Origin of the sequence: Variovorax paradoxus (assembly GCF_024734665.1) — a bacterium.
In the GTDB taxonomy this organism is placed as follows: Bacteria; Pseudomonadota; Gammaproteobacteria; order Burkholderiales; family Burkholderiaceae_C; genus Variovorax.
Genome location: NZ_CP102931.1, coordinates 6,150,406 through 6,175,691 on the forward strand (window position 1 = coordinate 6,150,406; position 25,286 = coordinate 6,175,691).

A 25,286-nucleotide genomic window follows, 5' to 3' on the forward strand; every position below is an offset into this window, starting at 1 on the left:
GCTAGGAACGAATGGCCCAGAACGCGAGGTCCAAGCCGGGGAAGTCGCCCGCGATATGCATCGCGATGCCGCCGGATTGCTCGAGCTGGCGCCACAGGTCGCTGTTGCGCGTTTCGAGTTCGAAGTAGTTGGCGCCGGTGTGGAAGGGAATCTGCCGCGGCGCGACCGGCATCGGCGTGAGCGTGACGCCCGGCAGCGCAAGGTTCACCAGATCGCGAATGCGCTCGACCGGACCGATCTTCACCTGCGTGGGGAAGCGCGCGCGCAGCGCTTCGCTGGGCATGTTCGCGTTCACCGCGAGCACGAAGGTCGCCTTGCGCTGCAGTTCCACGTCCGTCACCATCGCCACGCGCACACCGTGCTTGCGGTCATGCAGCTCGATGCGGATGGCCGATTGCTCGAACACCATCGAGAGGCTGCGACGCAGGTCGTCCATCACCGGGCGGAAGCTCAGCGCAAGGTCGTCGTGGATGTAGGGGCCGAAGCGCGCGACGCGGCGCGAGTCGCGAAAGCTCGAAAGGTCGCCGGCCAGCCCGAGGGCATGTTCGAAGAAATGCTGCGGGTGCAGCATCGCGCTCTTTGCCAGGTGCGCGAAGATGGCTTCGTTGCGGTTCACGGCCTGCAGCAGCATGAAGTCGGCGATCTCGGCCACGCCGCCGGTGCCGCCCTGCGTCATGCGGCCCGCCAGCGCTTCGCCGCGCTGGCGCAGCAGCCCCAGCAGTTCGTCGAGCCAGGCGCGAATGACGGCATGGCCGGCCACGTCGAGCAGCGGCGGCAGCATGGCGCGGTCGAGCTGCACCTGGTTGTCGACGCGGCGCTCGACCACGCGGGCAACGCCGATGGTGGTCCAGGCGTCGGTGGCTTCGCCGGCACGCATCAGGCGCGTGTGGAGCTGGCCCAGTTGCAGCATCGCCGTGCGCTCGCCGGCGGTGTTCGAATCGGGCACTTCGGATTCGAGCACGCGGTGGCGCACCAGCTCTTCATATTCTTCGGCGTCGGCCTCGCGCGCACCGGCGCGGCGCAGCGGCAGTGCGAGCACCACGGCCTCGTCGCGCATGGACGAAGGAATGTCGATGGGCTCGGGCAGCGGGTCGACCGCCGGCATGTCGAAGACCGTACCGTCGCCGAAGATGCCGACCGCCCGCACCAGCGCCAGCTTGCCCAGCGTGAGCGCAGCGGCGTCGATCTCCAGCTCGGCAAAGCCCCAGGCGTAGGGGGTGGTCGAACGCAGAAGCACATGCCTCGCATGATCGGCATGACGCTCGCTCTGCTGCAGGTGCTGAGGCTGCAACAGCATCCCCTCGCTCCAGACCACTTTTGTTCGCCAACTCATCCGCACTCCGTCAACGGCAAGGGTGCCTGAAAGAAACACGAAGTTTCCGGCGCGGGGGACGGGAGGCAAATCCGCCTTAAGGCCTAGCTAATGGCCTAGGCGGGGGGATTTGGAGCTACGGCGAAGGGACTAGGTTGAGAGTCGAACCCGGCGTTCAGCGCGCCGGAGCCACGCGCAGGATCTCGACCTGCTCCGCGTACGTCTTCTCGATGCGCTGCAGCCGCTGTTCGCGCGCCGCGTCGTTGACCCACGAGGCGGCCATGGCGCGCTGCCTGCCCAGCTGATGCTCCAGCCGCGCCTCCGGCAGCAGTGCGCTGTCGTCGGCCGCAACGTAGCCGTAGGCCGCGCGCAGGGTCTTGAGCACTTCGCGCTCGGCGTCCGCGCGCGGTCCCTTGCCCTTGCCGTAGCCGGTCAGGAAGTTCTGCAGCCGCGCCTGGAACTCGGGCGGAAAGTCGCGCCGCACCACCATCGGCGCGCCGGGCGGCGGCTCCGATTGCCACACCACCTGCAGCCGCTCGGCCTCCACCGGGAACTGCTGGCGAAAGCGCTCCAGGTCGGTGGTGTTGTTGGTGGCCACGTCGGCGTCGCCGTTGGCCACGGCCAGTGCGGTGGCCTGGTGGGTGCCGACGAATTCGCTGCGAAAGCGCGTCTCCATCTCGATGTTGTTCGGCAGGAAGAGCTGGCTCTGCGGCACGATGAAGCCAGTGACCGAACGGCTGTCGCCGCGCGCGAGCCGCCATTTCTCCGGCTGCGCGAGCACGCCTTCGAGGGTGTTGAGCGGCCCGGCCTTGCGCACCAGCAGCACGGCGCGGTGCTCGGGCACGCTGGGGTGCCGGGCGATCTGCGCCACCACCTTCATGCGCCGCTGCATCACGGCGTCGAGCGCCATCTTGGCCGAGAGGAAGGCCATGTCGATCTCGTCGCGGCCGATGGCACGGTCGAGCTCTTCGTACGTCGGCACCGAATAGGCGCTCACCGGAATGCCGAGGCTGCGGCTCATGTCGGCCATGAGCGGGGTCCACAACGCGCGCGATTCGACGGTGCCGCCCAGCGGCAGCACGCCGAAGCGGATCATCCTGATCGGCACTGGCGCGGCCTTCTCTGCTGTCTTCTCGGATGATGCGGCGGCCCCCTGCGCCATGGCCGGCAGCGGCCCGGCCAGCATGGCGGCGAAGGCCAGCACCAGCACGGCAGCCACGCGCCAAGGCTTCATCACGGCGTCACGTCCTTGAGCACGCTGACCTGCTCGGCGTAGCCGCTCTCGATGCGCTGCAGGCGGGCTTCGCGCGCGGCGTCGTTCACCCATTGCGCGGTCATGGCGTTCTGTTTGGCGAGCTGGTAGGCCAGCTTGGCCGCGGGCTGCAGCGAGCTGTTGTCGGCAGCCACGAAGCCGGCCAGGTCGTGCAGCGACTTGAGCACCAGGCGCTCGGCGTCGCCGCGCGGCCCCTTGGCGCGACCGTAGCCGGTCAGGAAGGCCTGCACGCGCTTGCGCAGCTCGGGCGTGTATTCGCGGCGCACCACGATCTGCGCGTGCGGGATCAGGTCCGACTCCCACAGCACCTGCAGCCGCTCGGTCTCGGCCGGAAAGCGCAGCTTGAAGCGCTCGAAGTCGGCCGTGTTGTTGGTGGCCACGTCGGCTTCGCTGTTGGCCACGGCCAGTGCGTTGGCCTGGTGGGTGCCCACGATCTCGCTGCGAAAGCGCGTCTCCATCGCGATGTGGTTCGGCAGGAAGAGTTGCAGCTGGGGCACGATGAAGCCCGACACCGACTGCTTCTCTCCGCGCGCCAGCCGCCAGCGCTCGGGCTGGTCGAGCATGTTCTTCAGCGAGTTGAAGGGCGGCGCCTTGCGCGCCAGCAGCAGCGCGCGGTAGCCGGGCAGCCCGTCGTGCCGCACCACCTGCGCCACCACCTTCATGCGCCGCTGGGTCACGGCGTCGAGCGCCATCTTTCCGGACAGGAAAGCCATGTCGACCTCGTCGCGCTGGATGGCCTGCTCCAGCGCCTCGTACGAGTTGACCGACAGCACGCTCACCGGGCGGTTGATGGCGCGGCTCAGTTCGGCCAGCAGCGGGTCCCAGTCGCTGCGCGACTCGAAGGCGCCTCCGAGCGGCAGGATGCCGAAGCGCACCGGCCCGTCCAGCGGGCTGGCCTGGGCCGCGGCCCACAGCGGAAAGCCCATGAGCAAGGCCAGTGCCGCCGTACGGAGGGCACCCGGGAAATCGACGAATCGGCGCATGAAAGCCTGCATTTCTGGACCTAAAGAGATAGGGCCGTTGCGCACCGGCGGGTCTAACATGGGCAGCGCGGACGCCATTAAATATCAATTGCAAGCAATTTTTGTGATGTTTTTCCTGTCTTTCCAGTTCCGGACCGCCCCCCCAAGCTCGGCGCCCATGCGTCCGATGCCCCCATGAACTGGAACTTCCGTGTCCTGCGCGGCCTGGCGCGCCTGACCTTCGCCCAGCAGCTGATCCTGCTGGCGATGGTGCCGGCAACGCTGGCCACGCTGGCGGCCATCACCGTGCTGACGCGGCAACACCTGGACAACCTCACCGAGCTGATGCGCGCCAATGCGCAGACGGTGGCGCTGCAGGTGGCCACGGTGGCGCAGGCGCCGCTGGCACGCATGGACCGCCGCGCGCTGGCGCGCACCGCCCAGTCGGGCACCTACCAGCCCAACGTGCAGCAAGTGCAGATCTGGACGGAAGACGGCGAGATCGTGGCCAACTCCGAAACCGTCGACCGCGCCCGCGGCGACGGCCTGCAGGTGGTGGTGCCCATCGTGGGCGACGACGGTCGCCACAACGGCCAGGTGATGGTCGAGATGAGCCTGGCCGCGGTGCAGAGCGCGCGCCGCTCGGTCTGGTTCAACGTGGGGCTGGTGCTGGTGATCAGCCTCGTCGGCGTGGGCCTGGCGGGCTGGTGGGCGGCGCGGCGCATCAGCGAGCCGATCCGCGCGCTCGGCAAGGCGGTCGACCGCCTCGGCGCTGGCGAGGACGCGAGCGTGGCCATCGAGGGCACGTCTGAAGTGCGCCACCTGCAGCACGGCTTCAACCAGGCCGCGCGCGCACTCGCGGAAAGCCATCGGCTGCTGCAAAGCCGCATCAACGAGGCCACAGCCGAGCTGGCCCGCAAGAACCAGCAGCTCGAAGTGGCGAGCCAGGCCAAGACCCGCCTGCTGGCCGCCGCCAGCCACGACCTGCGCCAGCCGCTGCATGCGCTCACGCTGTTCTCCGACGGGCTGGCCAACGGCGAGCACGACCCGGTGAAGCTGCAGCGCATCGGCCACATCCGCGAATGCGTCGATTCGCTCGACCGGCTGTTCTCGGAGCTGCTGAACCTGTCGCAGCTCGACGCGGGCGTGCTGCAGCCGCAGTGGATCGACTTTCCGCTCGACCGGCTGTTCGATGAAATCAGCCGCAACTTCCGCCCGGTGGCCGAGCAGCAGAGCCTGCGGCTGGTGGTGCGCAAGACCGACATGTGGGTGCGCTGCGACTACGTGATGCTGTCGCGCATCCTGAACAACCTGGTGTCGAACTCGCTGCGTCACACCATCGAGGGCGGCGTGCTGATCGGCGCGCGGCGACGCGGCAGGGGCGTGCGCATCGACGTGGTCGACACCGGCGTGGGCATTGCCGCGCAGCACCAGGCGCGGGTGTTCGAGGAGTTCTACCAGGTGGAGCCCACCGGCCGCCAGGCGGCGCGCGGCGCGCGCGGCATGGGGCTGGGCCTGGCCACGGTGCAGCGCCTGGCCGAGCTGCTCAACACGCGCGTCGAGCTGAGCTCGAAGCTGCACAAGGGCACCTGCGTGCGGGTGCTGGTGCGTTCGGCTCCGGCCGCACTGCCACCGCCGGCGGGGTCGCCTGCCGTTGCCGCCATCGAGGAAGAAGAAAGCCTGGCCAACGTGCGCATCCTCGTGATCGACGACGAGCGCACCATCCTCGAAGGCCTGACGGTGGTGCTCTCCAACTGGGGCGCCGAGGTGCTGCCCGCGCAGACCCGCGCCGAGGCGCTGGCGCTGGCCGACACCTGGGAGCAGCCGCCCGACGTGGTCATCAGCGACCTGCTGCTGCAGGGCGGCGACAACGGGCTCGACGTGATCGCCGCGCTGGAGCGCCATCCGCGCGGCATCGGCGCCGGCACCGCGCGCCTGCTCGTCACCGGCGAGACCAAGCCCGACCGCCTGCGCGAAGTGGCGAGCGCGGGCATCACGGTGCTATACAAGCCGGTGTCGCCGCGCGTGCTGCGCCAGGCCATCCAGGCGCAAAGGGCCGTTGCGGCGCTGGCGGTAGGTGCGTAGGTAGTCCATCGGACATAGGCCGTGCGGCTGCTGCCGTGTGGAATCCGTCACACGAGCAGGCCCCCGCCGACAGGGACATAAGCCCTCCGCCTTATCGCGCCAAGCCGGGTCCGTCCTTACATTGGACTATCGCCCCCTCGCTGCGGAAGCAGTCCATGTTTGTTGCCGTGAATTCCTTTCTCTCGCCCTTCCCCGGAAGGTTGCGCCGCGCCGTGCTGGCCGTGGGCTTCGTGTGGGCCGGTACCGCCTCGTTCGCTGCTCCGGCCTCGGCCTCCAGCCTCACGGTGCTGATGGGCGACGATGCCGCGGCGTCTTCCGAGTTCGTGCAGCAGCTGCGCGCGGACCAGGAGCCCGGCGGCAAGTTCGAGCTGGTGCGGCTCACGCCGGCTGGCACCGATCCGCAACCGCCCACGGAGGCAACAGACACCGAGCGCGCCGCGAACGCCGGCGTGCGCACGCGCAGCCTGCGCACCGCCTCCGATGCGCCCCTCACCATGGCCGTGGGCCCTGCCGCCGCGCGCGCCGCCGTCGAGCGGCCGGGCCAGGAGCCGCTGGTGCTGGCGATGCTGAGCCGGCTCGAATACGAAACCCTGAAGGCCAGCAGCCCCGCCCTGCGACGCGGCGACCGGCGCGTGGGCGTGCTGCTGCGCGACCCGGCCATGGCCGACCAGCTTGCGCTGATCACCGCCGTGCTGCCGCAAAAGCACCGCATCGGCGTGGTCGCCACGCCCGAGTCGGAGCCGCTGGTGCGCGAGCTGCAACGCGCGGCGCAGGGCGCAAACCCGCCCTGGGACCTGCGCGTGGAATACGCGCCCGACGCCAAGTCGCTGGCCAACGCCCTGCGCCAGGTGGTGCCGCTGAGCGACGCGCTGATGGTGCTGCCCGACCTGATCGGCGACAGCCAGGCGGCCACGCTCTCGGTGCTGCGCGCCGGCGCGAGCGCGGGCCTGCCGGTGTTCGGCGCAAGCGAAGGACTGGTGCGCTCGGGCGGCCTGGCCGCGGCGGTATCGACGCCGTCGCAACTCGCGCAGCAGGCCCGGCTGCTCGGCCAGAAAGTGGCGAGCGCGGGCACGGGCAGCAGCAACAGCAATGCGCCGCTGGTGGAAGCGGCAACGCCCGCCACCGTGCGCGTCAACGCCACCGTGGCACGCGGACTCGGCCTGCGCATGCCGGAGGAACGGGAACTGACCGACCGGCTCGCAGCCCCGCGATGAGCACCGCACCGCCCTCTCAAGGCCCGCCGGGAACAAACGGGGCCGGTGCGCCCATGCCCACGCCGACACCACCGCCCCCCCAGTCTCCCCACACGCTGGTCGTGCGCGGCAACCTGCAGCGCGATTTGTTCCGCCTCGGCGTGGTGCCGTGTGCGGCGGTGGCGCTGGCGCTCACCGGCTGGTTCACGCACAACCGGCTGCAGACCCTCGAAGCCGCATTCGACGCCGAAGGCCAGGCCGTGGCGCGGCAGGTGGCGGCCATGTCCGATCTGAGCCTCTACGCCGGCGACCTGCCTGCACTGCAGAACGTGGCCAATGCCGCACTGCGCGGCGGCCAGGTGACGCGCGTGGAGATCAGCAACAGCGCGGGCGTGTACGTCACGGCCGGGCCCAAGACACCGCCGCTGGCGCAGTTGCGCATATTCACCTCGCCGGTCACGCTGCGCGAGGCCTCGCGCGCGAGCGCCTTCGCACCCGCCGGCTCCACCGCTGCGGGCGACACGCCCATCGGCCTGGTGCAGACCTTCCGCGACACCACCGCCTACACGCGCGAGCGCAGCCGCTCGCTCTTCGCGGGCATCGGCATTGCGCTGGTGGCGCTGGTGGCGGCCTGGGCCTCGGTGCGCCACATGGCGCGCACGGTGGCGCGGCCGCTGCGGCGCGTGTCGCGCACGGTGGCGGCGCTGGAGTCGGGCCATTTCGAGGTGCGCTGCGACGTGGTCGAGGGCGGCACGCGCGGTACGCACGAACTCGCGGTGCTCGCGCACGACATCGACCGCCTCGCCGAGCGACTGCAGCGCAACCGACAGGTCAGCGAGGAGCGCGTGCGCGAGGCCACCGCCGTCGCATTGCAGCGCATGGCCGAGGCCGAGCAGGCAGCACTGTCGCGCGCGCGATTTCTGGCGGCCGCGAGCCACGACCTGCGCCAGCCTCTGCATGCCATGGGCCTGTTCATCGACGGCCTGCTGCCGGGCGCCTCGCCCACGCAGCGCCCGGCCGTGCTGCGGCTGCAGGAGAGCACCGAGTTCATGGGCGTGCTGCTCGACGACCTGCTCGAGATCTCGCGGCTCGATGCGCAGGTGCTGACGCCGGCGATTGCCAAGGTGCCCCTCGCCGCGCTGTTCGACCAGCTCGATGCGCAGCACGCCGCCACCGCCGTCGAGGCCCGCGTGCGGCTGCGCTGGAGCGACCGCGGCCTGGCCGTGCGCACCGACGCGGCGATGCTGCGGCGCATCGTCGGCAACCTGGTGAGCAACGCGCTGCGCCATGCGCCCGAGGGCGGCACGGTGCTGGTGGCCGCACGGCGCAGTCCGGCCGGCGTGCGCATCGAGGTGCGCGACAACGGCGTGGGCATCGCGCCAATCCACCAGGGCCGCATCTTCGAAGAGTTCTACCAGGTGGCCAACACCGAGCGCGACCGGCGCCGCGGCTTCGGGCTGGGGCTGGCCATCTGTGCGCGCATTGCCGCGCTGCTGGGAACCCGCATCACCGTGCGATCGGCGCTGCAGGCGGGCAGCACTTTCAGCTTCACGCTGCCCGAGGCGCGCCTGGCGGACATCACGCCACCCGAGCCGCCGCCGCTCGCCGTCGCGCCCCTGGCCGGCCTGCGCTGCCTGGTGGTGGACGATGACCCCGCCATCCTCGACGGCAGCCGCGCGCTGCTGGAGCAATGGGGCTGCCAGGTCGAATGCGTGACCAGCGGCTCCGAGGCCATCGCGCGGCTGGGCACCGGCGACATCCACTACGACGCCGTGCTGTGCGACCTGCAACTGGCGGGCGAAGGCGACGGCGTGGACGTGATCGACGCCGCCAAGCGCCTGCAGCCCGATGCGCTGGCGGTGCTGGTGTCGGGCGCCACCGGGCCGGAGGTGCTGCAGCGGCTGCGCCATGGCGGGGTGATGCTGCTGACCAAGCCGGTTGCGCCGGCGAAGCTGCGGGCGTTGCTCACCACGCGGCGGCACGTGCACATCGCCTGACCCCCGGCGCTTTCTTTCTGTGTCTACGCCCGCGAGAACTGCCGGCGATACACCGTCGGCGACACCTTGAACGCCGACATGAAATGCTTGCGCAACGACACCGCCGAGCCGAAGCCGGCACCGGTCGCCACGCGCTCGACTGGGTGATCGGTGGTTTCCAGCAGCCGCTGCGCCAGCGCAAGGCGCTGGTTCTGCACCCATTGGCCGACGGTGGTACCGGTGGATTCGCGAAAGCGCCGCGTGAAGTTGCGCCGGCTCATCAGCGCGCGCCGCGCCAGGTCGTCGAGTTCGTGCGGCGTGTCGAGGTGCCCGCCCAGCCACTCCAGCAGCGGCGCGAGGCGGTCGCGCTCGGCTGTTGCAGGCACGGGCTGCTCGATGTACTGCGCCTGCCCGCCCTGCCGGTGCGGCGCGACCACCATGCGCCGCGCGGCGCGGTTGGCCGTCTCGGCGCCGTAGCGCACGCGCAGCAGGTGCAGGCAGCAGTCGATGCCCGCGGCCGTGCCGGCGGAGGTGAGCACGCTGCCGTCGTCCACGTACAGCACCTCGGGCTGCAGCTGCACCTTCGGATATTGCTTGGCGAAAGCGGGGGCCAGCTTCCAGTGCGTGGTGGCGGGCCGGCCGTCGAGCAGCCCCGCCTCGGCCAGCACGAATGCGCCAAGGCACAGGCCGACCACGGTGGCGCCGCGCCGGTGCGCGGCCTGCAGCGCGCGGATCAGCTCGGGCGGCGCCGCGCTGCCGTCGTCGCGCCATGAAGGCACCACCACGATCTGCGCCCGGCGTATCGCCTCGAGCCCGTGCGGCACCACGAGCGTGAAGCCCGCGTTGGTCTGCAGCGCTCCGGGCTCCGGCGCGCACACCCGCATGCGAAAGCGCGGCGCGCCGGTCTCCGTGCGGTCTTCACCGAAGACCATGCAGGGCACGGACAGGTGGAAGGGGCTGATGCCGTCGAAGGCGACGACGGCGATGGTTTCGATGGCCGGATTGCGCATGGCCCGATCTTATCGATGAATGGCTTTCGGGCCACTGTCGTCAAACGGTGCAAAGGCGAAGAATCAGGCCATCCGAACAACCAGAGAGAAGGAGCATTTCATGAGCAACACCACAACCCCACGCCGCGCCCTCGTCGTGATCGACGTGCAGAACGAATACTTCGAAGGCGGCGGCCTGCCGATCGAGTTCCCGCCCATCGAAGGCACGCTGCCCAACGTGACGAAGGCCATGGACGCCGCCCGCGCCGCCGGCACGCCCGTTGTCGTGGTGCGTCACCATGCCCCCAAGGGCGCGCCAGTGTTCCAGGCCGACACGCACAACGGCCAGCTGCACCCCGAGATCGCAAAGCGCCCGCACGACCATCTCATCACCAAGAGCTTTCCGAGCGTGTTCACCGGCACCGACTTCGCCGACTGGCTCGCGCGCCACGAGATCGACACGCTGAGCGTGGCCGGCTACATGACGCAGAACTGCGACGCTTCCACCGTGTTCGAGGCCATGCACCGTGGGCTGAACGTGGAGTTTCTGGCCGACGCCAGCGGCGCGCTGCCGTACGAGAACGCGGCGGGCAAGGTCACGGCGGAAGAAATCCATCGCGTCTTCAGCGTTGTCTTCCACAGCAACTTCGCGGCCGTGACTTCGACCGACGCGTGGATCTCGGCGATGCGCGAGGGCCAGGTCATCCCGAAGGACAACGTCGTGATGTCCAACCGCCGAGCACGCGGCGTCGCCTGAACCGGACGCGGATCAGTCAGAAGTCTGCGCAGCCGTTGCGCTTTTCGGTGTCCACGCAACTCGACAGGTTGGGCCGCGAGCGCACGCGCGACCATTCGCGCGCCAGCACGTCGCTGCCCTGCGTTGCGCGGTCGCCTTCCAGCGGCCCGGTGGCGAAGCAGATCGGCGGCGGGCCGATGTTGCGGTCGTACACCCAGGTGGCGGGCAGGTCGCGCAACACGTCGGGGCGCGGCAGGTTGGGCAGCCCGCCGACGAACAGGGTGCCCGGCACCACGTTGACCGCATAGCCCTCGGCCGAGGTGAAGGTTCCGTTGATCGGGTACGCGCCCTGCGGGCTGGCCTGCAGCGCCGGCGAGAACAGGAAGCCGGCGAAGCCCGCACCCGTGTCGCCCAGGATGAGCCCGCCGATGCCGTAGCTGAACAGCGGGTTCGGATAGCCGAAGGGCCGGCTCGCGTTGGCGATGATCACCGTCGCCACCGGCTGCTGCGCGTAGATGAAGTGGTTGGCGCCCGCGGGAATGCTCACCGCGCACAGGCCCGAGTACGCGCAGTGGTACAGGTTGGGGTACAGCCCCGAGCCCGCCAGGCCGCCGCGCGTCTCGCCCACCCAGGTGTCGGCCCACACGCGCCACGGCGCGCCGGCGATGGTGTAGCCGCCGGTGTTCTGGAAGCGCGAGGCCGCCACGAGATCGGTGCCGCTCGTGCTGCTCACGTTGGCGCCCAGCAGCAGGTCGCCGCTGAGCGTGCGCACGAACACGGTGTCGGCCGCCATCGAGGTGGCCGACACGACCTGCGGCGCATTGCCGGCGGCGTCGTAGCCGGCGACGCTCACCGAGCCCAGCTTCACCGTGTCGACATCGACATACCGGAAGGCGCCGGCCGCGCCGCCGCCCACGGTGTCGGCGCTGACGTTGTTCGCCGCCTGGTCGAGCAGCACGCTGCCGCCGGTGGAGCGCGCCAGCAGCGTGCCGGCGGTGATCGGCGCGGCGGCTGTCTGCGTGATGTTGCCGCCCGAGATCAGCCCGATCTTCGACGCCGTGAGCGCGCCGCCGAGCTGGATGTTGCCGCCATCGCCGTTCTGCAGCGTCAGCGCGTTGGGCACGCTCAGCGGCCCGACGACGTTGATGTCTGCCGCGTGCGCGTTGCTTCCGGCGACGATGGTGGGCGCGTCGAGCCGCGTGAACTCGTCGGCCGACACCGCAAAGCCGGTGGCCGCCGTGCCGCCGAGCGTGATCGGGTTGGCCGTGCGATCGACCGCGTTGCCTGCCGCGTCCACGCCTCCGGGGCGCAGGTTGAGCACATTGCCCGCGCGCACGTTTCCGCCCACGACCAGGGCATCGACGGTGCCGCTGTTGCTGGCTCGCAGCACCACGTTGTTGTTGCCGTTCACCTGCGCGCCTGCGGCGATGGTGACACCAGTGCCGTTGGCCTGCGACTCGCCCGCGATGTCGATGTTGCCCACGCCGAGCGTAGTGACCAGCGCTGTACCAGCCAGCAGCACGCCGCCCGAAGGCGCATCCAGCGGACCAGGCGTCACAAGGCCGCGAATGCCGATGTTGCCGTCTACGCTGCGGACCACCGTCGCGCCGGTGATCTCGACGCTTTGCACGGACAACGGAGAAAGACTGTAGTTGTAGCTGGCGCCGATACCCACGATGTCGATGTCGCCGCTGGTGGTCAGTATCTGGCTTGCCGCCGTGCCGTTCTGAATGCGCACGCCATCGCCATGCTGACCGACGCCGGTGATCGAGACATCGCCGGTGCTGCTCTGGATGGTGACGCCCGTGAGGTCGACCGTGGGCACCGTGCTGAAGACGGTGGTCGGCAGGGTACGCCTGCCGCTCAGTTGCACGAAACCGCTCGGCCCGCCGTCGCCGCCCGCGATGGTGCGCGTGTCGATCTTCGTTCCGTTGAGCGACAGCGCCGAGTTGCTGTTCGCACCGGCATCGGCGTTCATCGTCACATTGCCGCCGTTGGTATTGATCGTGCCGTTGAAGCTGATCGTTCCACCCTGCCCGCCCACGCCCGCGTTGAACACCACGTTGAGTGCGCCGTCAGCCGACTGGATGGTGTTGCTGTTGCCCGATCCGCTGATGTTGTGCGCGGCGTCGAGCTGGAAGGTCAGGGGCGCACCGCCGGTCGTGCGCTGGATCGCCGCCAGCGTGTCGAAGCTGATGTTGCCGTCGGTCGCCACACCGCCGGTACCGGTGGTGATGGTCACGCTGGTGCCCTTGTCGAGCGCGGCGTTGATGTCGCCGTCCTGCACCGTCGAATTCGCCATCGGCGCGAAGGGATCGCCCGTCAGGCTGCCGCTGGCCGTGCCATGGGCGATGATGACGTTGTAGGGGTCGATAGTCCACGTGCCGGCCGTGCCTACAGGCGCCGAGGCGTCCACGCGCACACCGGTCAGGTCGAAGTGCGGCGCCGAGGTCTCGATGTTGCCGCCGTTGCCGCCGGCACTGCCGCCGCGCGCCGACAGGCTGCCGTAGCCGCGCAGCGTGTCGCCCGCGATCACGTTCACCGTGCCGCCGTTGCCCGTGGCCGACTTCGCGTCGGCGCGCAGGCTGGCCTGGTCGCTGATGGCGATGGTGCTGGTGGCGCGCACGTCGATGGTGCCGGCCTGGCCCGCGCCGCCGGCGTCGATGGTGGTCACGTTGTCGAACGCGTCGGTCACCAGCACGTTGCGCCCGCTGAGGCTGACGGTGCCGCCCGCGCCGGTGCTGCTCGATACGTCGAGCACCGGCAGGATGGTGATGCCCGACTCCAGGTCGCGCAGGTTCACGCGCCCCACGCGCACGTCGCCGCCGCGGCCGTCGATCGCGATGCGTCCGCCCTCGGCGCGCACGGTGCCGCCGGCTTCCATTCCGAGCACCACCGCCGATGCGTCGTTGCCGACGGTCGCGGCGCCGTTCGCCACGTCGAAGCCCTTGCCGCCCGCCGTGCCCGAGATCGACACGTCGCGCCCCTTGCCGGCCGTGATGCTGCCCCCGAGGATGGAAACGCCGTTGCCCGCGCCGTAGCTCATGCCGGCGCCGCCGTTGGCGGCCGATGCCGAGGTCAGGAAGGCGCTGTTCGCCGTCAGGCCCTGCATGTCGCTGCCGGTGCCGTCGATGGCCACGCGCCCGCCGGCATCGATGATCGCGCCGCGCATCGAGATGCCGCCGATGTTGCCCGTGGTCACGTCGGGGAAGGAGCTGTCGACGAAGTCCACGGTGCTGCCGTACACCGCGACGGGGTCCGTGGCCGTCCAGTTGCGCGAGCTGCCGGTGATGTTCACGTCGCCGGTGCCGGTGCGCAGCACCGTGTCGTTGCTCTCGGTGCCGTCCAGCAGCACACCACCCGCGCCGATGCCGCCTGCGCCGGTGATCGCGATGTTGCCCGCGCCGGTGGTCAGGCTGCTGCCCGAGACTTGCACGCCATCGGAGCTCACGTAGTAGCTCGGATCGCCCGCCGAGCTGCTGGTGCCCTGCCCGCGCAGCGTGATCGCGCCGCTGCCGCCGCAGGCGCCCGAGGCCATCGCGCAGGTGTTCAGCGTGCTGTCGAAGAGCGAGATGCCCGCGCGGCCGATATTCGGCCCGCCATCGGTGGGCGCAATGCCGCCGACCGCGTAGCCGTTGGCCGCGTCGCTCTGCCCGTAGAAGCGGATGTTGCCGCCGTTGGTGGCGATGCTCGCGTTGTTGAGTTCGATCACGCCGCCGTCGGTGCCGCCGGCCGAGTTGGCGTTGAAGTCCACGTGCAGCGCGCCGCTCTCCGAGCGGATCGACGAGCCGCTGGACATCTGGATGTCGCGCAGCGAATCGACCGTGAGGCGCGCATCGCGCCCCTGCGACTTGACGATGCTCGCGTTGTCCTGGAACACCACGTCGTGCGACTCGCCATCGTTGGAGCCGGTGCGCAGCGTCACGTCGGTCGAGCGGCCCAGCGCGTTGCCGATGGCTGCCGTGCTGATGCGCGTGTCGGCCGTGTTCTGCGCGTAGTCCGACGGGTCGTAGGGCGGCACGGTGTTGTCTACATTGAGCGTGCCCTTCGACTCGACCACCCAGGTCCCATTGGCGCCGCTCGCGCCGCCCGCCGCGTCGATCTGCGCCAGCTCGGTCACCTCGACCTGCCGCGCCGTGGTGGTGATGGTGCCGCCCGCGCCGCTGCCCGCGCCGCGCGCCTGGAGCTGGCCGGAGACGTGCGTGTAGTCGGCGCTCAGGTCCACTGTGCCGCCTTGTCCGTTGGCACCGGTGGCGTTCGCGCGAAGCACCGAATCGGGCGACATGCTCACTGCGCTGTTGCCCGTTACCTGGATCTGCCCGCCCTTGCTGCCGCCTGCATCCGCGGTCAGGGCGGACAGGCGCACGTAGTCCGCGCTCGCGGTGATCGAGCCGCCGGCCACGCCCGCTTCGGTACCCGTCACATCGAGGGTGCCGCCGAGCAGCATCTCGTTCGAGCGCGCCGGCGACTGGCCACCGTCGAGCACGATCTCGCCGTTGCGCGTGGACAGCGAGAGCGCCCGGATCACGCCGGTCTGGCTCACCACGAGCTGGCGTGCATCGACATCCGCCGCGGCCGCCATCAACACCACGCGACCGCCATTGGCCGTGATGTTGCTGGTGTTCATGAGCTGCGCGGTGGTGGGACTGTTCTTGTCCCCGATCGTGTCGGTGGCCTGCAGGTCCGCGAGCTTGAAGGTGGTTTGCCCGTCCAGCGGCACCTTGAAGGTCGTGAGCCCGTCGCCGTCGAAGTCGAGGTTCATCGTGAGCTTGCTGGCCGACACCAGGCCCACCGAGCCGCGCGCGACGTTGATCTCGCCGTCGTTGCGCACCGAGCCGCCGACCAGCGCCACGGTGCCGCCCTGCGATGCGGTGATCGACGCGCCGCCCTCCACCCTCACCTGCGCAATGCTGCCCGAGGGGCCGACGAAGACAAGCTGCTCGCTCTTGTCGAAGGCCTTGTTCTCCGAGCCCGCGGGCATGAAGTTGTTGTTGGCGATGTCCAGCGTGGACGCAACCAGCCCGCCCACGTTGACCGACGAGCCCTTGCCGAACACGATGCCGCTCGGGTTGATGAGGAACACGCTGCCGCCCGGCAGGTTCGGACTTCCGATCAGCGAGGTCTTGAGCGTGCCGTCGATGCGCGATGCCTGGATGGTGCCGCCGTCACCCACCACGCGATTGAGCAGCACCGCACGCGTGCTGGGTTGTGCGATGTCGACCGTGTTGGCCGCACCGATGGAGAAGGTCTGCCAGTTGACGATGCCGCGCTGGAACGGCTGATTGATGTTCAGCACGTTGCCGTTCCGCGTCATCGTGACGTTGCCGACGATGGCGCCAGGGAGCGTCGAAACGGCGGGCAGTACCTGCGCCATCGCCGGCGCGAGGCCCGCGCACAGGAGCGACAGCGCAACGGGCCGCAGTTGAAGCCGCCGCTGTTGTGGAATTCGATTGCGTTGCTTCATGGTCAGAACGCCTTGATGAGCTGCACGTACAGCCTCGGGTTGCGGCCACCGCCATCGGTCAGCGCGGGCGGCGTGCCGGCGCGCCAGGCGAGCGTGGCGTTGATCGAGAAATTGCCCGGCCGCGACCAGCTCAGGCCCACGCCGTAGCCGCGCAGGCTGTGGCTGTTGATGCCGTCGTAGGGCGTCGGGTTGCGCACGATCTTTCCGTGCGCGGCGTCGTAGAAGAGGAAGGGCGTGAGCTCTTCGTTCAGCGACCAGCGCCATTCGACCGTGCCGATCACGCCCTGGTCCACCAGCAGTTCGCCCGAGGGGTAGGCACGCACCGCGCGCGCGCCGCCGAGTGCGAGTTTTTCCGAGGCGTCGAGGTTTTTGCTCGCCCATTGCCCGCCCACCGACAGGTACAGCGAGTGGCGCGGCACGATGGCCTGCAGGCGCGAGAGCTGGAAGCTCAGCTTGGTGAAGCCGCCTTCGGTGTTGTGGCCGGTGATGCTGCGATCGAAGTCGCGGCTTTCCGGGTCGCGGATCGAGAGGTTGCCGTGGTACAGCGTGCCCGAGCTGGCCCAGTAGCCGCCACCCAGCAGATCGTCGCGGCGCTCCCAGGTCCAGCCCAGGCTCAGGCCGTTGACGCGTTTCTTCGAGCTGAAGTCGGCTGCGCGCAGTTCGTCGGTAAGGTCTTTCACATCGACGCCCAGGCGCAGGAACAGGTTCTGCTGGCGCTGGCGGATCAGCGGATAGTTGAGCGAAAAATCGAGCACGTTGGCACGGCCGCGTGCATCGAGGTCGACGAACTGGCCGCCGAGCTCGTAGCTCACCCGCGACAGGCCGACGCCCGCGCGAAGCCCGCTGGTGCCGATGGGCGCCTCGTAGGCAATGCGGCCGTATTGCAGCGCGTTGCTGTCGGACACCATCACGCGCATGTCGAGGTTGTCGCCGATGCCGAAGGGGCTGAGCCAGCGCGCCGTGCCGCCCACGCGGTAGCGGCCCGATTCCTTGGTGCCGTGGTTGTCGGCCTCTGCCGTGAAGGCCCAGCGCGGCGCGGCCGCCACTTCGACCGACAGGTCGGTGGTGCCGGCCTGCGCTCCTTCCTGCAGTCCCGAGGACACCTTGACGCCGGGCTGGTCCGACAGCAGCAGCATCGCGCGTTCATAAGCCGGCGCGCTCACGGCCTCGCCGGGCTGCAGTGGCGCGAGGAAGCCGCGCACGCGCGACTCGGCAATGGGCGCGTCGGGCGCAACCACCACGTCGACCTTGCCGAGGCGGCCTTCGATGACGCTGATCTCGACGATGCCGTCGCGCACGGTCTGCACGGGCACCACGGCCTGCGCGAGGAAATAGCCTCGTTCCTTGTAGCGGGCGGTGATGGCCTTCGCCAGTTCTTCGAGGTCAGTGAGCGTGACGTCGCGGCCGATGTAGGGGCCGGTGATGGTCTGCAGCTCTTCGTTTGTCAGCGCTTTGACGCCGTTGAGCCGCAGGTCGTTGAGCTTGAATGTCGCGCCTGTGGGGCGTGGTGGTGCGGGCAGGCTCTGCGGTGCGACGGCGCCGGTTGCTTGCGCGAGCGGGCGGTCGCAGGTGCCGCAGGGGTCCTTGGTGGGCAGCAGTTCGGTGCTGTCGCCGGCATCGTTGGCCGACGTGGCTTGCGGCTCGGCCTGCGCCTGCTCCTGGGCATGCGCGCGATCGGCAGCCATGAAGAACATGGCCGACACCAGCGCGCCGGCGGCCCAGGCAACGGGACGCAGCGCGCTGCGCGGATCAAGAGCAAGGGAGCGGTTTCTGTTCATGGCATTGCGCATGGCTCAGCTCCCTACCGTCAGGCGCCAGTTGCCGATGAGGTTGAACGGCGCCCAGAAGAAGGGATGGGACATCTTTGGGTCCTTCAATACAGCGAGTTGCCCGGCCTGCATGGCCTTCTGGATGTCGCGGCCCTTGGCCAGCTCGCCGTAGAGCGTGCTCATGAGCACAGCGGTCGCGTCGTCCGACACCGGCCACAGCGAGGCGATCAGGCTGGAGCTTCCAGCCGAGAGAAACGAGCGCGTGAAGCCCAGCACCTCGTCGCCCTGCGCGATGCGCCCCAGCCCCGATTCGCAGGCCGACAGCGTGACCAGCGCGGTGCCGTCCATCGGCAGCTCGAGGATCTCGTGAGCCTCCAGAAAATTCTGCTTGCCGCCCTCGTTGGCCAGCAGGATGCGCGAGTACAGCGGATCGACCGCATCCGCCTCTGCATGCGCCGCCACGTGCATCAGCGGCGAGCGCGAGGCCACGTCGCGGAACTGCGTCTTGGTGGCGGCCGCGCCCATGTACACGGTGTTGCGCGGGAACAGCTGTGCGAGCTGCTTCACTTCCGTCTCGGCGCCGGGCAGGTCGTACTTGTCCTCGATGCGCGGATTGCCGAAGGCGGTGAGCGATGCGTTCACGCGCGGCGTGCGCTGCGCGAGCTGCACCGCGATGCTGATCGACGGCGCCACCGCCACCGGATGCGTCTCTATGACGTAGCGGCCGTCGAGCCGCAGCGCCTGGAACGGCAGGTAGTGCAAGGGCCCGTGCGGCACCACGATCAGCCTCTGCCCCGGTGCCAGGCCGAGCGGCCCGAGCAGTGCGGCGCCCAGCTTGTCTGCGTTGGTGATGGCGGTGCGGCGGCCGCGCACGATGGAGTTGCGGAAAGTCTCGACCAGCTCGTTGAGCTCGTCGCGCTTCACCGCCACCGTCTTCTCCGTGATGCTGCTCGAGCTCACGACCCACACCACGAGCCGGTCGGGCAGCGAGTGGAACTGCACTACGCGTTCGTCGGGCGCCAGCGTGCGCTGCAGCGTGGCAAGGTCGACTGTGTTGGCGGCCTGCTCGTTGATCTTCGCGCGGCCGCGCACCGCATCGAGCAGCGCGCGCGAGCGGCTGTGCTCGCTCACCTCGAATGCAGCCCGCGCATCGCCCGCGTCGCTGTAGACGGCCACGCCGCGCTCGAACACCGTCTGCAGGTCCGAGAACAGGCCCATCTTGAATTCTTCGCTGCGGAACTTGGCGCGCACCTTGTCGACATCGCCCAGCGCGCGGCCCACGGCCTCGGCCGCGGCCTGCTTCTGGCCCAGCGCGAGTTCGCTGCGCGCCACACCGTCCCAGGCCCAGAGACGGTAGTACTCGGTGTCCGCGCCGACCTGGCGCGCCGTGAGCGCGCGGTACATGTCGCGCGCCTCGGCCGGCTTGTTCTCGGCCAGCAGCAGGCGGGCGCGGGTGCGGTCGAGCTGCGCGGTGAGTGGTGCGTCCTTCGGCGGCGCCATGGTGCCGAGCACTTCGCGTGCCCGTGCGGGGTCGCCCGATTCGATCAGCGCATTGACCAGCGAGGCCTGCACCAGCGGCGCGTAGCGCGGCGAGCTGTTGGCCAGTGCCTCGTCATAGCTGAGCACCGCGCCGGAGAAATCGCCGCGGCGCGTGCGCACGTCGCCGATCACCTTCTGCACGGGGCCGACCACCAGCTTGGGGTCGCGCGCCTGGTGCCTGAGCGCTTCGCGTGCGAACTCTTCGGCCTTCTCGAGCTGGCCCGAATAGCTGTAGACAATGGCCAGGTCGCGATTGGCCATGGCCATCAGGTTCGGGTCGTTGGTGGCGTTCGCCAGGTGCAGCGCCTTGCTCGCGGCGCGCACGCTCTGGCGAAACTCGCCGGCCTCGGCCAGCGCAACGGCCTGGCTGCAGTACTGGTAGCCCGAGAGCTTGACCGCGTCCTGCCCATAGAGAACAGCGCCTTCGCTGGTCAATGCCAGCAAGGTGTCGGTGTCGGCCAGTCGGGCCTGCTCCATCTTGCTGGCCGCGGCTTCGGCGCTCGTCGCCTGCTGCGCCGATGCCAAAGAGCCGTAGCCCAGGAGAAGAATGCCAGCCAGACCGAGCGCACCTGCGAAGCCCGCACGATGACGTGCAGGGCGCTCCCATCCCCATCTTGAAAACCACGCCATTGAACCCCCTGCGTGCGGCCCATGCATCCGCTGCTGCGGATGTTCGACGCCGCGGGAGTGCGCGCCGTTCAGGCCTCGGGGGGAAAGTCTAGGAGCGGCCTCCTGCCGCGCCTATTCTCAATACGGTCTAGCGCTAAAGGACTAAGAGGGTGCTTGCGCCAGGTCAATTTACCGTGTGTGCGCCCAGGCCGTCGGAGGTGTCCTCTGGCAAACCGATCCATTGCACCGACGGATCGAAAGCAAGGCCCGGGTTTCGATCCCCCGCCTTGACGTCGGGCTTGCGGCGCAGGGTCCGGTTCAGTGTGCCGACTCCGCCGACGGTCCACTCGGTTCCGGGATCAAAGCCGACTTGACCGAAGCGATCGATGACCACGCCCGACTTTTCCAGCGTCAGGGCATCGTCGCCATTGAAGTTGACTACGCCGCTGGTGAGTGTGCCTGCGGGCTTGAAGGCAGCCGCAGCACTGGCGTTCGCCAGCACCAGCACGCCACCGGCGGGCAAGGAGCCGGAAAGCGCCTGGGAGTTGGTTGGCGGCGTAGCCGTGCCGTTGGAATACAGCCTGACGGTATACAGGCTCAGGTCCACTGCCGATGCGGTCGGGTTGTAGATCTCGATCGCCTTGTTGCTCGCCGTGCCTTCCACGTATTCGCTGAAGAACAAGTCCGGCGGCCCGGGCGGTACTACCACGACCACCGCGCTCACGTTCACGCTGCCCGATTGCGTTGCGGTCTGGCCGGCGGAGTTGGTCAGCGTGGTCACCACGTTGTAAGTGCCCGCGGCCGCGTAGGTATGCGTCACCGTGCCGGTGCCAGGTGCTGTCGTGGCGCCGCTGCCGTCTCCCCAATCGACTGCAAGAGAAGTCAGCGTGGTCGCGCCGCCGGGTGTGGCTTCGAAGATGTTCACGCTGTAGGTTTCCCCGACCTTTGCGGCCGTCGGCATCGACGCGCTGACGATGGGCTGCGTTACTGCGGCATCGGCCGCCAGGGTCAGGCCGACAAGCACCGGGTCATGGTCCGATGCCCGGAAGGGCGTGGGCGCATAGCGGTCGTCGGTGGTGAAGTCGGTGTTGTAGTCCAGCGCGGTGGGCTCGTCGGCGTTGATGTGCCACACGCTCACGCCGCTGACCTGCGAGCCCAGCGAAGACGATGCATAGGCATGGTCGAGCGCGCCAGTTTCGCCGCCGAAGACGTAGGTGTACCGGTTGTCGGCGGGCATGCGCTTGAGCAGGCTCTCGTTGCCGGCGGCTTCGAGCACCTTGGTCGGGTCTTCCAGCAGGTAGCTGTTGAAGTCGCCCATCATCAGCACGTCGGTCTCGTCCTCGTCCATGAGCTTGAGCTTGGCGACGAAGCTGTTCAGTGCCGTCCCCTGCTGGGTGCGCGCCAGGTTGAAGCAGCCCTGCCCCTGATCGACGTCGCCGGTGGTGGGGCAACTGCCCTTGCTTTTGAAGTGGTTGACCACGAACCAGAAGCCGCCGTTGTTGCCCACCGCGCTGAATCGCTGGGCCAGCGGCGGCCGTCCGCTTGCGGCGGTGTAGTCGGTCAGATCCGTGCCCGTCGGAAGAACTGCGTTGCCGACGCGCTGGACTTTCGCGGGCTTGTACAGGATGTCTACCTTGATGGCATCCGTGCCGAACACGCCGCTGTTGACGGCGGCATAGGTGTTCGGGCCGACTTTGGCATTGAGGGCAGCCAGCAGGTCGTTCGTTGCCACGTCGGAGTTCTGGATTTCCATCAGGCCCACCACGTCGGCATCGAGGCCCGCAATGGCGGCCACGATCTTGGCCTGCTGCCGCTGGAACTCGTTCAGGTTATTCGCGCCGCGGCAGTTGGCCGCGGATGCAGGACCGGTTCCGAACGAACAACCCTGGCCGGTCTGGCCCGATGAGGTTTCTCCGTTCACGAACGTGGTGAAGTAGTTGAGCACGTTGAAGCTGGCCACCTTGAGTTGGCCGCTGACGACCGGTGCGGTCGGCGAGCGCGGATTGGCCTGCGCGAACACGGGCGCCACCGTCGGCTGGATGCGATAGGCCGCGAAGTTGTGGCTCAGGATGCCGGTGACTTTCTGCGTCGTATCGCCGATGCGCCGGGTGCCGTCTGTGCCGGCTGCGCTCAGGTACGGAATGGGGCTCGGGTTCTGGCGCGAGGAGCCGTCGTCCAGCACGATGCGCGAAAGCAGGTTCTGCGCATGGGTCGCCGCTGCGTTGCCGTTGGTGGCGTTGAACTGCCGCCCGTTCAATGCCAGCACCATCTGGCCATAGCGGCCCAGCTCGAACAGTTCCGTCACGGCCAGGGGCTGCGCAATTTCGACCAGCATGCCTTCGTAGCGCTCCAGCGTTGATTCGTCGGCCACCGGTAGCGTGATCTGTGTCGGGCTGATGGCAATGCCGGAAGCGCAGACGCTGATAGCCAGTGGGTCCGCTGTCGTGCCGGCAATCTGCGTGAGGCTGTCGGGCTTTGCCCCGGCGCCTGCGGTCTGGCCGAACTCGGTCACCACGCCGGAGACCTGAACGAAATCGCCAACGGCCACACGGGTGGCGCTGTTCGGTGCATAGACAAAGACGCCTTCCGAGGTCAGCGGATCGGCATCGGGCACGAGCTGCTGCACGAAGAATCCATTCAGCTTCACGGTTGTGGTGCCGGTGTTCTGGAAGTCACCGACGACCACGCCACGCACCGTCACTGCTTGCGTTGCCAGAGGACTCGTGTCGCCCGTGCCTTGAACGGATGAAATGGCCGTGACCGGCGCGTTGGACGGGACAGCGGCGGTACATGTGGGCGGTGGCTGCTCCGCAACCGGCGGTGCCGTGTCGGTCGGCGGCGGCGTGTTCGGCTGCGTGGTGCCCGTAGAAGGCCCGGGGATCACCGGGAAGGAGGTCCCGCCGCCACCACCGCCGCCGCAGGCGGTCAGCGCAAGGACCAGTGTCAGTGCCAGAGCTTTGAACTGCCGGATTGGCCTCGGTGCGGGATGAGTCATGTGGGTTTCTTTGAATGGAGGGGGAAACAGCGAGCAGACAGCGCGCGTTTATATGGACCATGTGTGTAGCCCCCGAGAAACCCGGACCCGTCATGGGTGATTGCCTGCATTGGCGCGGCGCGCCACGCGCTGCAGGCCGCATGCGGCCTGCAGACAGATACGTCAAAAGCTTGCTAGGCCGGCACTGCGTCGATGTTCACGCGATCCCAATGCCGATGCTTCGCGATGGCGACGATGAAGTCGTGCGCGATCTGCGTTGCGGCAGTCGCATCGCCCAGGTTTGTGACCGGCGTGGCGGCCACGATCACGCCTGCTGGAGCATCGGAGTCGGCGGCAATGCCCAGCGTCGAGAGCAGTTGCACGCCCTCTCCCACCGTGCAGATCGCCTTGCAGTGCTTGTAGGCCTCCAGCATGAAGTGCACGGCATCGCCGATGCCCGCCAATGCAGCGGCGCTTTCGCTCCCGGCGGGCACCAGCACCGCATCGAACATCACCGACGGCGTGTTCGCGAACGTCATGTCGATGTCGATCTGCCGCTTCGACGCGCTGGCTACCGTGCCCAGCCGCGGCCCGACGACCTTGCATTGCGCGCCCGCCTGTTCGAGCGCATCGCGTATCGGCTTCAGCGAAGCCGAATCCACACCGTCGGCCACGAGGATCGCGACCTTGCGCGTGCGGATCGAACCGTCTCCGGTATCGGCCATGCTGAGTGCGGGCGATTCGTCGATGGGCAGCTCGATGCGGTGGTCGCGAAAGCCCGCGCGACCCGCTGCCGCCTTCGCATCGGGCTCGCCGATGCCCAGCGGCTCGGCCACGCGGCGCGCGAGCTTCTCGTCCACGTGCGCGAGGTTGTCGACCATGCGCTGGCGGATGGCGGGCACTTCGAGCTTAGACAGCTCGAAGCGGAAGGCCGCGATGATGTGTTCCTTCTCGGCCGCGCTCTGGCTGTTGAAGAACAGGCGCGCCTGCGTGAAGTGGTCGTCGAACGACGGGCTGCGGCGGCGCACCTTGGGCGGATCGATCTCTTCGGGAAAAGACTGGAAGCCGTGCTGGCCGCCGTCCACGCGAAACTCCGTGCCGCTGCCCAGCGTGTTGGGCTCGTAGGCCACCTGTCCTCGCGCGATGGTCTGCCTGTGCATGCCGTCGCGCTGGAAGTTGTGGAACGGGCACACGCCCTTGTTGATCGGCAGCTCGTGGAAGTTGGCGCCGCCCAGCCGCGAGATCTGCGTGTCGGTGTACGAGAAGAGGCGACCCTGCAGCAGCGGGTCGTTGCTGAAGTCGATGCCGGGCACCACGTGGCCCGGATGGAAGGCCACCTGCTCGGTCTCGGCGAAAAAGTTGTCGGGGTTGCGGTTGAGCACCAGCTTGCCGATCTTCTGCACGGGCACCATCTCTTCGGGAATCAGCTTGGTGGGGTCGAGCAGGTCGAAGCCGAGCGAGTGTTCCTTGTCCTGCGGAATCATCTGCACGCCGAGCTCCCATTCGGGGAAGTCGCCGTTCTCGATGGCTTCCCACAGGTCGCGGCGATGAAAGTCGGCGTCTTTACCCGCGATCTTCTGCGCCTCGTCCCATGCCAGGCCATGGATGCCGAGCTTGGGCTTCCAGTGGAACTTCACGAAGTGGCTCTCGCCGCGGCTGTTGACGAAGCGGAAGGTATGAACGCCGAAGCCTTCCATCATGCGCAGGCTGCGCGGAATGGCGCGGTCGCTCATGGCCCACATCAGCATGTGGGTGCTCTCGGGCATGAGCGAGGCGAAGTCCCAGAAGGTGTCGTGCGCGCTCGCAGCCTGCGGCATCTCGTGGTGCGGCTCGGGCTTTACGGCGTGGATGAGGTCGGGGAACTTCATCGCGTCCTGGATGAAGAACACCGGAATGTTGTTGCCCACGAGGTCGTAGTTGCCCTCGCGGGTATAGAACTTGACGGCGAAGCCGCGCACGTCGCGCACCGTATCGGCGGATCCACGCGAGCCGGCCACGGTCGAGAAGCGCACGAAAACGGGCGTCTTCTGGTCCGGGTCCTGGAGAAAGTCGGCGCAGGTGAACTGCGACATCGACTTGTAGACCTGGAAGTAGCCGTGCGCCGCCGAGCCGCGCGCATGCACGGCGCGCTCGGGAATGCGCTCGTGGTCGAAGTGCGTGATCTTCTCGCGCAGGATGAAGTCTTCCAGCAGCGTGGGGCCGCGCACACCCGCTTTCAGCGAGTTGTGGTTGTCCGGTATCTGCAGACCCTGGTTGGTGGTGAGGGTCGTCGGATGCTCGACGGTGAAGCCTTCGAGTTGCTGCTGCTTGGCGTTGCTGCCGTCGCTCGCCTTGGTGGCGCTGACACGGCGGCCTGCGGCGGCCTTGTTCTGTGGCGTCATCGTGGATCTGCTGGAATCTTTCAT

At 68.7% G+C, this 25,286-nt stretch carries 13 protein-coding genes; 4 read left to right on the forward strand and 9 right to left on the reverse strand.

Annotated features, from left to right (window positions below; translation table 11 throughout):
- Position 1 precedes the first annotated feature (1 nt).
- From tssK to phnD (NWF24_RS28880), 3 genes are all read right to left on the reverse strand, one after another.
- Positions 2–1,333, reverse strand: a complete 1,332-nt coding sequence (gene tssK, locus NWF24_RS28870) for a type VI secretion system baseplate subunit TssK (protein WP_258351517.1) — start codon at positions 1,331–1,333, stop codon at positions 2–4.
- 154 nt (positions 1,334–1,487) lie between these two features.
- Positions 1,488–2,546 (reverse strand): phosphate/phosphite/phosphonate ABC transporter substrate-binding protein, encoded by a 1,059-nt coding sequence (gene phnD, locus NWF24_RS28875; RefSeq protein ID WP_258355375.1) that lies wholly within the window; start codon positions 2,544–2,546, stop codon positions 1,488–1,490.
- Positions 2,546–3,580: a phosphate/phosphite/phosphonate ABC transporter substrate-binding protein gene (phnD, locus tag NWF24_RS28880; protein ID WP_258351518.1), complete on the reverse strand. Its 1,035-nt coding sequence runs from the start codon at positions 3,578–3,580 to the stop codon at positions 2,546–2,548. The genes phnD (NWF24_RS28875) and phnD (NWF24_RS28880) overlap by 1 nt, the downstream gene beginning before the upstream one ends.
- Before the next feature lie 162 nt (positions 3,581–3,742).
- Between phnD (NWF24_RS28880) and NWF24_RS28885 the strand changes: the two genes are divergently transcribed.
- The 3 genes from NWF24_RS28885 (at position 3,743) to NWF24_RS28895 (ending at position 8,822) form a co-directional block, all read left to right on the forward strand.
- Complete coding sequence (locus NWF24_RS28885; protein ID WP_258351519.1) at positions 3,743–5,632, forward strand: ATP-binding response regulator; 1,890 nt, start codon at positions 3,743–3,745, stop codon at positions 5,630–5,632.
- Between the two features lie 167 nt (positions 5,633–5,799).
- The gene (locus NWF24_RS28890) at positions 5,800–6,846 is read left to right on the forward strand and encodes an ABC transporter substrate binding protein (RefSeq protein ID WP_258351520.1); all 1,047 of its coding nucleotides are present in this window, start codon (positions 5,800–5,802) and stop codon (positions 6,844–6,846) included.
- A gap of 53 nt (positions 6,847–6,899) precedes the next feature.
- Positions 6,900–8,822 (forward strand): ATP-binding response regulator, encoded by a 1,923-nt coding sequence (locus tag NWF24_RS28895; protein WP_258351521.1) that lies wholly within the window; start codon positions 6,900–6,902, stop codon positions 8,820–8,822.
- 23 nt (positions 8,823–8,845) lie between these two features.
- Here the strand turns inward: NWF24_RS28895 and NWF24_RS28900 are convergent, their stop codons facing one another.
- Positions 8,846–9,811, reverse strand: coding sequence for a GlxA family transcriptional regulator (locus NWF24_RS28900; protein WP_258351522.1), 966 nt, complete (start codon positions 9,809–9,811; stop codon positions 8,846–8,848).
- A gap of 100 nt (positions 9,812–9,911) precedes the next feature.
- Here NWF24_RS28900 and NWF24_RS28905 point away from each other — a divergent pair, with 100 nt between their 5' ends.
- Positions 9,912–10,547: a cysteine hydrolase family protein gene (locus NWF24_RS28905; protein ID WP_258351523.1), complete on the forward strand. Its 636-nt coding sequence runs from the start codon at positions 9,912–9,914 to the stop codon at positions 10,545–10,547.
- 16 nt (positions 10,548–10,563) lie between these two features.
- Here the strand turns inward: NWF24_RS28905 and NWF24_RS28910 are convergent, their stop codons facing one another.
- The 5 genes from NWF24_RS28910 to katE form a co-directional block, all read right to left on the reverse strand.
- The gene (locus tag NWF24_RS28910) at positions 10,564–15,990 is read right to left on the reverse strand and encodes a two-partner secretion domain-containing protein (RefSeq protein WP_258351524.1); all 5,427 of its coding nucleotides are present in this window, start codon (positions 15,988–15,990) and stop codon (positions 10,564–10,566) included.
- Positions 15,991–15,992: 2 nt separating this feature from the next.
- Positions 15,993–17,768 carry a ShlB/FhaC/HecB family hemolysin secretion/activation protein gene (locus NWF24_RS28915; RefSeq protein WP_258351525.1) on the reverse strand — a complete coding sequence of 592 codons (1,776 nt, stop codon included), beginning with the start codon at positions 17,766–17,768 and terminating at the stop codon, positions 15,993–15,995.
- A 15-nt stretch (positions 17,769–17,783) separates the two neighbouring features.
- Positions 17,784–19,928 carry a CHAT domain-containing protein gene (locus NWF24_RS28920; RefSeq protein ID WP_258351526.1) on the reverse strand — a complete coding sequence of 715 codons (2,145 nt, stop codon included), beginning with the start codon at positions 19,926–19,928 and terminating at the stop codon, positions 17,784–17,786.
- Between the two features lie 163 nt (positions 19,929–20,091).
- The gene (locus NWF24_RS28925) at positions 20,092–22,902 is read right to left on the reverse strand and encodes an ExeM/NucH family extracellular endonuclease (protein ID WP_258351527.1); all 2,811 of its coding nucleotides are present in this window, start codon (positions 22,900–22,902) and stop codon (positions 20,092–20,094) included.
- Positions 22,903–23,075: 173 nt separating this feature from the next.
- The gene (gene katE / locus NWF24_RS28930) at positions 23,076–25,262 is read right to left on the reverse strand and encodes a catalase HPII (protein ID WP_258351528.1); all 2,187 of its coding nucleotides are present in this window, start codon (positions 25,260–25,262) and stop codon (positions 23,076–23,078) included.
- Between the last annotated feature and the right edge of the window lie 24 nt (positions 25,263–25,286).

What these genes read in the sequence shown, in the direction of transcription:
- tssK (WP_258351517.1), bottom strand. Translation starts at nt 1,333, where the DNA reads ATGAGTTGGCGAACAAAAGTGGTCTGGAGCGAGGGGATGCTGTTGCAG.
- phnD (WP_258355375.1), bottom strand. Translation starts at nt 2,546, where the DNA reads ATGAAGCCTTGGCGCGTGGCTGCCGTGCTGGTGCTGGCCTTCGCCGCC.
- phnD (WP_258351518.1), bottom strand. Translation starts at nt 3,580, where the DNA reads ATGCAGGCTTTCATGCGCCGATTCGTCGATTTCCCGGGTGCCCTCCGT.
- NWF24_RS28885 (WP_258351519.1), top strand. Translation starts at nt 3,743, where the DNA reads ATGAACTGGAACTTCCGTGTCCTGCGCGGCCTGGCGCGCCTGACCTTC.
- NWF24_RS28895 (WP_258351521.1), top strand. Translation starts at nt 6,900, where the DNA reads ATGCCCACGCCGACACCACCGCCCCCCCAGTCTCCCCACACGCTGGTC.
- NWF24_RS28900 (WP_258351522.1), bottom strand. Translation starts at nt 9,811, where the DNA reads ATGCGCAATCCGGCCATCGAAACCATCGCCGTCGTCGCCTTCGACGGC.
- NWF24_RS28905 (WP_258351523.1), top strand. Translation starts at nt 9,912, where the DNA reads ATGAGCAACACCACAACCCCACGCCGCGCCCTCGTCGTGATCGACGTG.
- NWF24_RS28910 (WP_258351524.1), bottom strand. Translation starts at nt 15,990, where the DNA reads ATGAAGCAACGCAATCGAATTCCACAACAGCGGCGGCTTCAACTGCGG.
- NWF24_RS28915 (WP_258351525.1), bottom strand. Translation starts at nt 17,768, where the DNA reads ATGAACAGAAACCGCTCCCTTGCTCTTGATCCGCGCAGCGCGCTGCGT.
- NWF24_RS28920 (WP_258351526.1), bottom strand. Translation starts at nt 19,928, where the DNA reads ATGGCGTGGTTTTCAAGATGGGGATGGGAGCGCCCTGCACGTCATCGT.
- NWF24_RS28925 (WP_258351527.1), bottom strand. Translation starts at nt 22,902, where the DNA reads ATGACTCATCCCGCACCGAGGCCAATCCGGCAGTTCAAAGCTCTGGCA.
- katE (WP_258351528.1), bottom strand. Translation starts at nt 25,262, where the DNA reads ATGACGCCACAGAACAAGGCCGCCGCAGGCCGCCGTGTCAGCGCCACC.